Genomic DNA, 12905 nt, shown 5'->3' with positions numbered 1-12905 from the left:
AGGCGAGTGATAGGACGATCCTCGCCCGCGAGGTTCCTATCGAACAAAGACTGATGCACTTGCAAACAAGGAAGTACGTTTATGTCAAAAGTAAAAGACAAAGCTATTGTATCTGCCGCGCAAGCCAGCACTGCTTACTCGCAAATCGATAGCTTCAGCCATCTGTATGACCGTGGCGGTAACCTCACGGTCAACGGCAAGCCCTCGTTCACCGTGGACCAGGCCGCCGACCACCTGCTGCGCGAGAACGCTGCGTATCGGGACATTGATGGTAACGGCAAGATCGATCTCACCTACACCTTCCTGACCTCGGCTTCCTCGGCCACCATGAACAAACATGGCATCTCCGGGTTCAGCCAGTTCAACACCCAGCAGAAAGCACAGGCCGTATTGGCCATGCAATCCTGGGCGGATGTGGCCAAGGTCACCTTCACCGAGAAAGCCTCGGGCGGTGACTTCCACATGACCTTCGGCAACTACAGCAGCGGCCAGGACGGCGCAGCAGCCTTTGCTTACCTGCCTGGCACCAATGCCAAGTACAACGAGAGCGGGCTGGACGGGACCTCCTGGTACCTGACCAACAACAGCTACACGCCGAACAAGACGCCGGACCTGAACAACTATGGCCGGCAGACCCTGACCCACGAGATCGGCCACACCCTGGGCCTGGATCACCCTGGCGACTACAACGCCGGGACCGGCAACCCTTCCTACAAAGACGCGGACTATGGACAGGACACGCGTGGCTACAGCGTCATGAGTTACTGGAGCGAGAGCAACACCAACCAGAACTTCAGTAAAGGCGGGGTCGAAGCCTATTCGTCCGGCCCGCTGATCGACGACATTGCCGCGATCCAGAAGCTCTACGGCGCCAACTATGCCACCCGCGCCGGCGACACCACCTACGGTTTCAACTCCAACACCGGGCGTGACTTCCTCAGCGCCACTTCCAATGCCGACAAGCTGGTGTTCTCGGTATGGGACGGCGGCGGCAACGACACCCTGGACTTCTCCGGTTTTACCCAAAACCAGAAGATCAACCTCAATGAGGCCTCGTTCTCCGACGTTGGCGGCCTGGTGGGTAACGTGTCCATCGCCAAGGGCGTCACCCTCGAGAACGCCTTCGGCGGTTCGGGCAATGACTTGATCATCGGCAACAACGCCGTCAACGTGATCAAGGGCGGTGCCGGCAACGACATCATCTACGGCGGTGGCGGTGCGGACCAACTGTGGGGCGGCGCCGGCAATGACACCTTCGTGTACGGTGCCAGTTCCGACTCCAAGCCGGGTGCGGCGGACAAGATCTTTGACTTCACCTCCGGTTCGGACAAGATCGACCTGTCCGGGATCACCAAAGGTGCAGGCTTGAGCTTCGTCAATGCATTCACCGGGCATGCCGGCGATGCTGTACTGAGCTATGCCTCGGGTACCAACCTGGGCACCTTGGCGGTGGACTTCTCCGGGCACGGCGTGGCGGATTTCCTCGTCACCACCGTCGGCCAGGCAGTCGCCAGCGACATCGTAGCTTGATGTAAAGCGCGCGGCGCCCCGGCGCCGCGCGCTCAGGATGGAGCAGCAGATGCCGCGTTTTTCTCATTTGATCGCCTGTGCTTCACAGGTGTTGTTCGTTTCGGCAGGAGCCCACGTCATGGCGAGCAGTCTTGTTTTACCCACCACCGCGCAACTGGCCGGCCATTGGGAGTTGAGGCAGCAGGATCAGGTGTGCGCACTCGATCTGTTGGATCAGCCCAATGCCCTGGCCGGTGACGTCGCCTGCGCCGAACGTTGGCTGGGTGATAAACCGATGAGCTGGTCGCCGACCCCGGACGGTATCTGGCTGTTTAACACCGAGGGCAGCGGGATTATTCATTTGAACCGCGAAAAAGACGGCGAATACAAAGGGCACACGCCTTCAATAGCGGAAGTTGTGCTGCAACGATCACCTTAATTAAAAAATTATAAGCTTATAACAAAGATCTACTAGTTGGCCGTCCCACTTCAGGGCAGGGGCAACTATTGCGCGTCATTGGCTTTGGGGAAGAACAGATACTATGGCGAAGTCCCATGTGGTTGCGCCTTTATTCAGGGCGCTGGGTGAATACAAGAGCATTTTGATCAGCATCGGTTGCTTTACCGCCTTGATTAACCTGTTGATGCTGGTGCCGTCGATTTACATGCTGCAAGTGTATGACCGTGTGTTGTCCTCCCAGAATGAAACCACCCTGGTGATGTTGACGCTGATGGTCGTGGGCTTCTTTGTGTTTATCGGCACCCTGGAAGTGCTGCGCAGTTTTGTCGTGATCCGCATCGGCAGCCAGTTGGAACGGCGCTTCAACTTGCGCGTGTACAAAGCCGCATTTGAACGCAACCTGCAACGCGGCCAGGGGCATGCCGGGCAGTCGCTGGGCGATTTGACCGTGATCCGCCAATTCATCACCGGGCCGGCGCTGTTCGCGTTCTTTGATGCGCCGTGGTTTCCCATCTACCTGTTTGTGATTTTCCTCTTCAACGTGTGGCTGGGCGTGTTGGCCACGGCAGGCGCTGTGCTGTTGATCGCGCTGGCGTGCCTGAATGAATACCTGACCAAAAAACCACTGGGTGAGGCGGGCGCCTTTTCTCAGCAGTCGACCCAGCTGGCCACCAGCCACCTGCACAACGCCGAAACCATCCAGGCCATGGGCATGCTCGGCGCGTTGCGCAAGCGCTGGTTTGCGGTGCATTCGCAGTTCCTCGGGTTTCAGAACAAGGCCAGCGACACCGGTTCGGTGATGACCTCGCTGAGTAAATCCCTGCGCCTGTGCCTGCAATCCCTGGTGCTGGGCCTGGGGGCTTTCCTGGTGATCAAGGGCGAGATGACGGCCGGGATGATGATCGCCGGGTCCATCCTGATGGGCCGTGTGCTCAGCCCCATCGACCAATTGATTGCGGTGTGGAAGCAGTGGAGTTCGGCCAAACTGGCGTACCAGCGCCTTGATGACCTGCTGCGTGAGTTTCCACCCGAAGCCGAGCCCATGACCTTGCCGGCGCCCAAGGGCCAAGTGAGTTTTGAGCAGGTCAGCGCGGGTCCGCCGGGGCGGCGTGTGGCGACGTTGCAGCAGGTCAGTTTCAGCCTCGGCGCCGGTGAAGTGCTGGGCGTGCTCGGCGCCTCGGGTTCGGGCAAATCGACCCTGGCCCGCGTGCTGGTTGGCGTGTGGCCCACCCTGGCCGGCACCGTGCGCCTGGACGGTGCGGATATCCATCGCTGGAACCGCGACGACCTCGGCCCGCATATCGGCTACCTGCCCCAGGACATCGAACTGTTCAGCGGCAGCATCGCCGACAACATTGCGCGCTTTTGTGACGCCGACCCGGAGCGGGTAGTGAAAGCCGCGCAACAAGCCGGTGTGCATGAGTTGATCCTGCGTCTGCCCCAAGGCTACGACACCGTGCTGGGCGACAACGGTGGCGGCCTCTCCGGCGGCCAGAAGCAGCGGGTGGCCCTGGCGCGTGCGCTGTACGGCGCGCCGCGTTTGATCGTGCTGGATGAGCCCAACTCCAACCTCGACACCGTGGGCGAGGCCGCCTTGGCCAGCGCCATCGTGCAGATGAAAGCCCAGGGCAGCAGCGTGGTGCTGGTCACCCACCGTTCCTCGGCGTTGGCTCAGGCCGACAAGTTGCTGGTGCTCAGTGAAGGCCAATTGCAGGCCTTCGGCCCCAGCCAGGAAGTGCTGCGCGCGTTGTCGGGCCAGCAACAGCAGGAAGCGCCACGGGAAAAGGCCGGTGTGAGCCTTAGCCGTCAGTACCAGACCGGAAGGAATCCAGGCGCATGAGCAGCCTTACAGTTGAGCCCCGTTTTAAAGAGCGTGACGCCGGTTTTTTCGTGAAGATGGGCTGGTTGCTGACGGTTGTCGGCGCCGGTGGGTTTTTCCTTTGGGCCAGCCTCGCGCCCTTGGACCAGGGCATCCCGGTGCAAGGCACGGTGGTGGTCTCGGGCAAGCGCAAGGCCGTGCAAACCTTCAGCCCCGGCGTGGTCAGCCGCATCCTGGTGAAGGAGGGCGAGCTGGTCAAACAGGGCCAACCGCTGTTTCGCCTCGACCAGACCCAGAACCAGGCCGACGTGCAGTCGCTGCAAGCCCAGTACCGCATGGCCTGGGCCAGCGTCGCGCGCTGGCAGAGCGAGCGTGACAACCAGGCCGCGATTACCTTTCCCGCTGAGCTGAGCGCCAACCCCGACCCGGCCCTGGCGCTGGTGCTGGAAGGCCAACGCCAGCTGTTCAGCAGCCGCCGCGAAGCCTTTGCCCGTGAACAGGCCGGGATCCGCGCCAACATCGACGGTGCCACTTCACAGCTGAGCGGCATGCGCCGCGCGCGCACCGACCTGTCCGCCCAGGCGCAATCGCTGCGTGATCAATTGGCCAACCTGCAACCGCTGGCCGACAACGGCTACATCCCGCGCAACCGCTTGCTGGACTACCAGCGCCAACTGTCCCAGGTGCAACAGGACCTGGCCCAGAACAGCGGCGAAAGTGGCCGCGTGGAGCAGGGCATTCTCGAGTCGCGCCTCAAGCTGCAGCAGCACAGCGAGGAATATCAGAAAGAAGTGCGCAGCCAGTTGGCCGACGCGCAACTGCGCAGCCTGACCCTGGAGCAGCAACTGACCTCGGCGGGTTTTGATTTGCAGCACAGCGAAATCAATGCGCCCGCCGATGGCATTGCGGTCAACCTCAGTGTGCACACCGAGGGCGCCGTGGTGCGCGCCGGTGAAACCCTGCTGGAGATCGTGCCCCAGGGCACGCGCCTGGAAGTGGAAGGGCGCTTGCCGGTGAATCTGGTCGATAAAGTAGGCACCCACCTGCCGGTCGATATCCTCTTCACTGCGTTCAACCAAAGCCGTACTCCGCGCGTGCCGGGCGAAGTCAGCCTGATCTCGGCCGACCAGATGCTCGATGAAAAGACCGGCCAGCCTTACTACGTGCTGCGCACCACAGTCAGCGAGGCGGCATTGGAAAAACTCCACGGCCTGGTGATCAAGCCAGGCATGCCCGCCGAGATGTTCGTGCGCACCGGCGAACGCTCGCTGCTCAATTACCTGTTCAAGCCGCTGCTCGATCGCGCCGGTTCTGCGTTGACTGAGGAATGAGCATGCGCGTTGTGTTCATCACCTTATTGTTGAGCTGCACCAGTGCCCACGCCGCCATGGGCCCGTTTGATGTGTACGAGCAGGCATTGCGTAACGATCCGGTGTTCCTCGGCGCCATCAAGGAGCGTGACGCCGGCCTGGAAAACCGCACCATCGGCCGTGCCGGGCTGTTGCCGCGCCTGTCGTACAACTACAACAAGGGCCGCAACAACTCCGAAGCGCACCTGCCGGACGGGCGCGGCGGCAGTTACCGCGACGACCGCAACTACAACAGCTATGGCTCGACCTTCAGCCTGCAACAGCCGTTGTTCGACTACGAAGCCTACGCCAACTACCGCAAGGGTGTGGCCCAGGCGCTGTTTGCCGATGAAAGCTTTCGCGACAAGAGCCAGGCGTTGCTGGTGCGGGTGCTGAGCTATTACACCCAGGCGCTGTTTGCCCAGGACCAGATCGACATTGCCCGCGCCAAGAAAAAGGCCTACGAGCAGCAGTTCCAGCAGAACCAGCACCTGTTCCAACAGGGCGAAGGCACGCGCACCGATATTCTCGAAGCCGAGTCGCGCTATGAGCTGGCCACCGCCGAAGAGATCCAGGCGCTGGATGAGCAGGACGCGTCATTGCGCGAGCTGGGGGCGTTGATCGGCGTGCAAAGTGTCGACATCCACGACCTGGCGCCGCTGAACCAGAGTTTTGCCGCCTTCACCCTGACCCCGGCCAACTACGACACCTGGCATGAACTGGCGTTGAGCAATAACCCCACGCTGGCGTCGCAGCGCCAGGCCGTGGAAGTCGCGCGTTATGAAGTGGAGCGCAACCGCGCCGGGCATTTGCCGAAGATCACCGCGTATGCCAGCTCGCGCAAACAGGAATCCGACAGCGGCAACACTTACAACCAGCGCTACGACACCAACACCATCGGCGTTGAAGTCAGCCTGCCGTTGTATGCCGGTGGCGGCATCTCCGCCTCCACCCGTCAGGCCAGCCGTGGCATGGAACAGGCCGAGTACGAGCTGGAAGGCAAGACCCGCGAAACCCTGATCGAACTGCGCCGCCAGTTCAGTGCGTGCCTGTCGGGCGTGAGCAAACTGCGCGCGTACCAAAAGGCGCTGACCTCGGCCGAGGCGCTGGTGGTGTCGACCAAGCAAAGCATCCTCGGCGGCGAGCGGGTCAACCTGGATGCGCTGAACGCCGAGCAACAGCTGTACAGCACCCGTCGCGACCTGGCCCAGGCGCGTTACGACTACCTGATGGCCTGGACCAAATTGCACTACTACGCGGGCAACTTGCGCGACACCGACCTGGCGAAAGTCGATGAGGCTTTCGGCCCGGTGAAATGAGCATCCATAAGAAGAATAAGGAGGGGTCAGATGATCACCCATTCACCACGTTTCAAACCGTTCACCGCAGGCTCGTTACTCCTGTTGTCCGTTGCGGCGCAGGCGGCCTACACCGAAACCGGCCAAGCAGGTAACCCGGCCAGTTGGCGCTCCGCCGAATTCCAGAGTGACTGGGGCCTGGGGCGCATGAAGGCCGACGAAGCCTACGCAGCCGGCATCACCGGCAACGGGGTCAAGGTCGGCGCGCTGGACTCGGGCTTTGACCCCAACCACCCGGAAGCCTCCAAAGACCGCTACCACGCGGTCAGCGCCAGCGGCACGTATGTGGATGGCAGCGCGTTCAGCACCACCGGCGCGCTCAACCCCAACAACGACTCCCACGGTACCCATGTCACCGGCACCATGGGCGCGGCCCGTGATGGCGTGGGCATGCACGGCGTGGCGTACAACGCGCAAATCTACGTGGGCAACACCAACGCCAACGACAGCTTCCTGTTTGGCCCGACCCCGGACCCCAAGTATTTCAAGGCGGTGTACACCGCGCTGGTGGATTCCGGCGTGCGTGCCATCAACAACAGCTGGGGCAGCCAGCCCAAGGATGTCAGCTACCAGACCCTCGGCGACCTGCATGCGGCCTATGCCCAGCATTACAACCGAGGCACCTGGCTGGATGCCGCAGCGGATGTGGCCAAGGCAGGCGTGATCAACGTGTTCAGCGCCGGCAACAGCGGGTATGCGAATGCCAGCGTGCGCTCGGCCTTGCCGTATTTCCAGCCGGAACTGGAAGGCCACTGGCTGGCGGTGTCCGGCCTGGATAAGGCCAATAACCAGAAATACAACAAATGCGGGATCGCCAAGTACTGGTGCATCTCCACGCCTGGCGCACTGATCAACAGCACCATTCCCGACGGCGGTTATGGGGTCAAGTCCGGCACCTCGATGTCGGCCCCCCATGCCACCGGCGCGCTGGCGCTGGTGATGGAGCGCTACCCCTACATGACCAATGAGCAGGCGTTGCAGGTGCTGTTGACCACCGCCACGCAGCTCGATGGCTCTGTTACTCAAGCACCGAATACCATCGTCGGCTGGGGCGTGCCGGACCTCGGCCGGGCCATGCACGGGCCGGGGCAATTGCTCGGCGCCATGAACGTCAACTTGGCGGCCGGGCAGGGTGATGTGTGGAGTAACGGCATCTCTGACCAGGCCCTGGTCCAGCGCCAGGCCGAAGACCGCGCCGAGCACAGCGCGTGGCAGCAAACCCTGATCGACAAGGGCTGGCAGAACGGCGTGGGCGCGAATGCCAGCCAACAGGAGCAAACCGATTACGCCGTTGGCTCTGCCCGTGATCAGGCCGCCGCCAACCGCGTGTATGAGGGCAGCCTGATCAAATCCGGCGCCGGCAGCCTGGTGCTCAGCGGCGACAGCACGTATCGCGGTGCAACCAGCGTCAATGGCGGCCTGCTGGCGGTCAACGGTTCGCTGACCTCGGCGGTGACCGTCAACAACAGCGGCACCCTCGGTGGTTCCGGGCGCATCGGCGCCTTGAACGTCAACAGCGGCGGCACCGTGGCACCGGGCAATTCCGTGGGCACCTTGCAGGTGGCCGGTGATGTGAACCTGGGTGCAGGCTCCACCTATGCGGTGGAACTGACGCCCACCAGCAGCGACCGCATCGTCGCAGGCGGCAAAGCCGTGCTGGGCGGCGGCGCCGTGACCCTGGCCCTGGAAAACAGCCCCACACTGCTCAGCCAGAGCCAAGTGCAAAGCCTGATCGGCCGCCAGTACACCATCCTGCAGGCGGCGGGCGGCATTCAGGGCCAGTTTGGCCAGGTGTTGCCGAATTACTTGTTCCTCGGCGGCAGCCTCGATTACGCCGCCAACGGCGTGCAGTTGGAGGTGGGGCGCAACAATGCTGCGTTCGCCAGCGTTGCCGCCACGCGCAACCAGCGCAGTGTCGCGGCGGCGGCCGAGCAGTTGGGCGCCGGCAACCCGGTGTATGAAAGCCTGTTGCAGTCGGACTCGGTGGCCACGGCCCGCCAGGGTTTGCAGCAACTGTCGGGTGAGATCTACCCGGCGATTGGCGCGATGCTGATCAACGACAGCCTGCAACTGCGCGATGCCGTGGGCGAACGCCTGCGCCATGTGCCGGTGAACGGCGAAAGCAACCTGTGGCTCAAGGCCCTTGGCGCCTGGGGCAAGACCGACAGCCGCAGCGAAACGGCAGGCTCGACCACCTCGATTGGCGGTTTGCTCGCCGGTGTGGACGGCGCTCTGGACGAGCAGACCCGCGTGGGTGTGGTCGCCGGCTACAGCGACAGCTCGTTGAATATGGGCAGCGGCACGCATTCATCGGCGTCCATCGACAGTTACCACTTCGGCGCGTATGCCGGGCGTGAACTGGGTGACTGGCGCCTCAGCGTGGGCGGCGCCTACAGCTGGCACCGCGGCGACGTAAAGCGCGACCTGCAATACGGCGCAGTCAGCGGCAAGCAAAAGACCAAGCTGGATGCGAGTACGGCGCAGTTGTTCACTGAAGCTGCCTACCGCATTCACCTGCAACCGCTGGCGCTGGAGCCGTTCGCCAACCTGGCCTATGTGCACCTGGACAGTGATTCCTTTCATGAAAAAGGCGCTGCGGCGGCGCTGGAACGTGGCAGTGATCGGCGCGATGCGGTGCTCAGCACCCTCGGCGTGCGGGCCTTGAAAACCCTGGCTCTGAACGACCATCAGCAGCTGCAGCTGTCCGGCTCGCTGGGCTGGCAGCACAGCCTGACGGCGGTGGAATCCGAAGAGCACTTGGCGTTTGTTGCCGGCGGGCCGTCCTTTGCCGTGCGCAGCTCGCCCTTGCTGCGTGATGCCGCGCTGGTCGGTGTGCGGGCCAGCCTGGCGCTGAGCAAGGCCACGCGGGTCAACCTGGATTACAACGGCCAGTTGGGTGGGAGCGCGAAAACCCAAGGCGTGGGGCTGAGCCTGAACTGGCAGTTCTAAACACACCTTGGATCATGCAGTAGGAGCCCGCTGTTGTGGCGAGCAAGCTTGCTTGCGCTGGGGGGCGAAGCACCCCCAAAAAGCCTGCGGTTGCTGCGCAACCGAGCGGGAGCAAGCGCCCTCGCCACAAAAGCCAGCTCCCACAGTAGATCGAGGGTATCTGGCAAAGATGATTTCCAAAAAAGTGCAATAAGAAAACTAAGGAAGGTCACCGTGAACAAACGCAAACCAGGGTTAATGATCGCCACTCACACAGGCCCGAGCTACCCGCTCAAGGCTTTGAGCTGCGTGCCATACGGCGCGTTGCTGTGCTGCCTGGCAAGTCTGGGGACCGCCCAGGCCGCACCCTATGTGGAAACCGGCAAACTGGGCGACGCCGCCAGTTGGCGCAGCAACGAGTTCAAGGCCGACTGGGGCCTGGGCGCCATCCATTCAGACACCGCGTATGCCGCCGGCTACACCGGCAAAGGCGTCAAGCTGGGCATCTTTGACCAGCCGGTGTATGCGCAGCACCCGGAATTCGCCAGCCCCAACAAGGTGGTAACGATTGTCACCGAAGGCATCCGCCAATACACCGACCCGTATATCCCGGTAAAGGCCGGCGATGCGTTCCGCTATGACGGCACGCCGTCCAAGGACTCCAACGGCAAGCTGGGTAACCACGGCACCCACGTCGGCGGGATTGCCGCCGGTAACCGTGACGGCGGGCCGATGCACGGCGTGGCGTTCAATGCGCAAATCCTCAGCGCCGAAAACGGCGACCCAGGCCCGGAAGACGGGATCATCCTCGGCAACGACGGCACGGTGTACAAGGCCGGCTGGGATGGGCTGGTGGCCAGCGGCGCACGCATCATCAACAACAGCTGGGGCATCGGCATTGGCGATCAATTCGCCAAGGGCGGCCGCGATCCGGCGTTCCCCAACTTCACGGTCAATGAAGCCCAGGCGCAGTTCAACAACATCCGGCCGATCCTCGGCACCCTCGCAGGCGGCGCCTACCAAGGCGCAATCGATGCCGCCCGCAGCGGCGTGCTGACCATCTTTGCTGCCGGTAACGACTACAACCTCAACAACCCGGATGCGATGTCGGGCCTGGCGTACTTTGTGCCGGAAATTGCACCGAACTGGCTGTCGGTAGCGGCCTTGCAGCAAAACCCGGACACCACGAGTGCCAACCCGTATGTGATCAGCACCTTCTCGTCGCGCTGTGGTTATGCGGCGAGCTTTTGTGTGTCGGCGCCCGGCACCAAGATCTTCAGTTCGATCATCAACGGCACCGACCTGAGCAACCTGACCAGCGACTGGGCCAACAAAAACGGCACCTCCATGGCGGCGCCCCATGTGGCCGGCGCAGCGGCGGTGCTGATGGAGCGCTTCCCCTACATGAGCGGCGAGCAGGTCGCCACCGTGCTCAAAACCACCGCCACCGACCTTGGCGCACCGGGCATCGACGCGTTGTATGGCTGGGGCATGATCAACCTGGGCAAAGCCGTCAACGGGCCAGGGATGTTCGTCACGGCCGAGGATATTCCCGCCGAGTTCCGTATCGACGGCGCCTATGGCAGCAGTCAGTTTGTTGCCGACTTGCCAGGCATCGGCGCCGTGGTGGACGCCGGCAAACCGACCCAGCGTCTGTGCACTGATGTGCATTGCGGCCTGGATGTGTGGAGCAATGCCATCTCCGGCCATGGCGGCCTGACCAAGCAAGGCATCGGCACGCTGGTGCTGAGCGGCACCAACACCTACAGCGGGCCGACCCTGGTTAACCAGGGCTTGCTGGCGATTAACGGTTCGGTCACTTCCGACGTTACCGTCAGCCAGACCGGTGTGCTCGGAGGCTCGGGCCGTATCGGCTCGCTGACGGCCAAAAGCGGCGGCACCGTGGCGCCGGGTAACTCCATCGGCACCTTGAATGTGGCGGGCAACGTGACCTTTGATGCGGGTTCGACCTACGCGGTGGAGCTGTCGCCCACCAGCAGCGACCGCATTGTTGCCGGCGGCACCGCCACGCTCAATGGCGGCACCGTGACCCTGGCCCTGGAAAACAGCCCGACACTGCTGACTAATTCCCAGGCACAAAGCCTGATCGGCCGCCAGTACAACATTCTGCAAGCCGCAGGCGGGGTGACCGGCAGCTTCGGCGCAGTGCTGCCGAACTACCTGTTTATCGGCGGTACCCTCAACTATGCCGCCAACGGCGTGCAACTGGACGTGGCGCGCACCAACAGCTTCGCCAGTGTGGCGGTCACGCCGAACCAGCGTGCGGTCGCGGCGGCGGCGGACCAGTTGGGCGCAGGCAATGCGGTGTATGAAAGCCTGTTGCTGGCGCCGAATGCGGCCTCGGCCCAAGGCGCGTTCCAGCAGCTCTCCGGCGAAATCTACCCGGCGCTGCAAAGTGCGTTGATCAACGACAGCCGTTACGTGCGCGAAGCGGTGGGCGAACGCCTGCGCCATGGCGAGATGGGCGCCGGCAGCGACACCCTCGACAGCCGTGGCAACGTGTGGGTCAAGGCCTTGGGCGCATGGGGCAAGACCGACAGCCGCAGCGACACCGCGGGCTACACCACGTCGCTGGGCGGCATGCTCGCCGGTGTGGATGGCGCGCTGGATGAGTCGACGCGTATCGGTTTGGTCGCCGGCTACAGCGACACCTCGTTGAACATGGGCAACGACACCCACTCCCGTGCCTCGGTCGACAGCTACCACTTCGGTGCCTATGCCGGGCATGAGATCGGTGCCTTGCGCCTGAGCGGCGGGGCGACCTACAGCTGGCATCGCGGCGATGTAAAGCGTGACCTGCAATACGGCGATGTGGCCGGCAAGCAGAAGGTCAAAGTGGATGCGAGCAGTACCCAGGTGTTCGGTGAAGCCGCCTACCGCGTCAACCTGCAACCGCTGGCCCTGGAGCCGTTCGCCAACCTGGCCTATGTGCATCTGAACACTGATGGGTTCACCGAAAAGGGTGACGCCGCCGCGCTCAAAGGCCACGACGACACCCGCGATGTGGTGCTGAGCACCCTGGGCGTGCGCGCCTTGAAGACCTTTAACGTGAACGATCACCAGCAACTGGAAGTGTCCGGCACCCTGGGCTGGCAGCACAACCTGAGCAGCACCGATTCCGAGCGGCACCTGGCGTTTGCCTCGGGCGGCCCTGCGTTCGCAGTAGAAAGTGCGCCGATGGTGCGTGATGCCGCGTTGGTCGGTGCGCGGGTCAGCCTGGCGTTGAGCAAGGATGCGCGGGTGAACTTTGACTACAACGGCCTGCTGGCCAGCAAGGACAAGGTTCACGGGGTAGGGTTGAGCTTCGACTGGGCGTTCTAAAAGGCTTCACCCCGTGTATGGGGTTGGGTTTATGTGGGAGCCGGGCTGAACTGCGATGCAGGCAACTCGGTGTGTCAGTGGCACTGAGGTGAGGCTATCGCAGGCAAGCCAGCTCCCACATAAAGCCAGCGTCCAACGCT

7 protein-coding genes are annotated in these 12905 nt (G+C 62.9%); all 7 read left to right on the top strand.

Features of this window, described 5'->3' with window-relative positions:
- Positions 1-81 precede the first annotated feature (81 nt).
- The 7 genes from QF043_RS13820 (at position 82) to QF043_RS13790 (ending at position 12765) form a co-directional block, all read left to right on the top strand.
- Complete coding sequence (locus tag QF043_RS13820) at positions 82-1530, top strand: serralysin family metalloprotease (RefSeq protein ID WP_307418923.1); 1449 nt, start codon at positions 82-84, stop codon at positions 1528-1530.
- Positions 1531-1579: 49 nt separating this feature from the next.
- Entirely contained in the window at positions 1580-1948 is a 369-nt protein-coding gene (locus tag QF043_RS13815; protein WP_307421384.1) for a protease inhibitor Inh/omp19 family protein, read from the top strand.
- 103 nt (positions 1949-2051) lie between these two features.
- Positions 2052-3809, top strand: a complete 1758-nt coding sequence (locus QF043_RS13810) for a type I secretion system permease/ATPase (protein ID WP_056859965.1) — start codon at positions 2052-2054, stop codon at positions 3807-3809.
- Positions 3806-5119, top strand: coding sequence for an HlyD family type I secretion periplasmic adaptor subunit (locus tag QF043_RS13805; RefSeq protein ID WP_056859966.1), 1314 nt, complete (start codon positions 3806-3808; stop codon positions 5117-5119). The genes QF043_RS13810 and QF043_RS13805 overlap by 4 nt, the downstream gene beginning before the upstream one ends.
- A gap of 2 nt (positions 5120-5121) precedes the next feature.
- On the top strand, positions 5122-6456 hold the full coding sequence (locus QF043_RS13800) for a TolC family outer membrane protein (protein ID WP_056859967.1): 1335 nt from the start codon (positions 5122-5124) through the stop codon (positions 6454-6456).
- A 30-nt stretch (positions 6457-6486) separates the two neighbouring features.
- Complete coding sequence (locus tag QF043_RS13795; RefSeq protein WP_307418922.1) at positions 6487-9444, top strand: autotransporter serine protease; 2958 nt, start codon at positions 6487-6489, stop codon at positions 9442-9444.
- 213 nt (positions 9445-9657) lie between these two features.
- Positions 9658-12765: an autotransporter domain-containing protein gene (locus QF043_RS13790; protein ID WP_307418920.1), complete on the top strand. Its 3108-nt coding sequence runs from the start codon at positions 9658-9660 to the stop codon at positions 12763-12765.
- Positions 12766-12905: the final 140 nt, after the last annotated feature.

The sequence above is a fragment of the Pseudomonas sp. W3I7 genome (assembly GCF_030816095.1).
GTDB classification, from domain to species: Bacteria; Pseudomonadota; Gammaproteobacteria; order Pseudomonadales; family Pseudomonadaceae; genus Aquipseudomonas; species Aquipseudomonas salomonii.
This window is presented reverse-complemented; position numbering and strand designations above follow the sequence as displayed.

What these genes read in the sequence shown, in the direction of transcription:
- QF043_RS13820 (WP_307418923.1), top strand. Translation starts at nt 82, where the DNA reads ATGTCAAAAGTAAAAGACAAAGCTATTGTATCTGCCGCGCAAGCCAGC.
- QF043_RS13815 (WP_307421384.1), top strand. Translation starts at nt 1,580, where the DNA reads ATGCCGCGTTTTTCTCATTTGATCGCCTGTGCTTCACAGGTGTTGTTC.
- QF043_RS13810 (WP_056859965.1), top strand. Translation starts at nt 2,052, where the DNA reads ATGGCGAAGTCCCATGTGGTTGCGCCTTTATTCAGGGCGCTGGGTGAA.
- QF043_RS13805 (WP_056859966.1), top strand. Translation starts at nt 3,806, where the DNA reads ATGAGCAGCCTTACAGTTGAGCCCCGTTTTAAAGAGCGTGACGCCGGT.
- QF043_RS13800 (WP_056859967.1), top strand. Translation starts at nt 5,122, where the DNA reads ATGCGCGTTGTGTTCATCACCTTATTGTTGAGCTGCACCAGTGCCCAC.
- QF043_RS13795 (WP_307418922.1), top strand. Translation starts at nt 6,487, where the DNA reads ATGATCACCCATTCACCACGTTTCAAACCGTTCACCGCAGGCTCGTTA.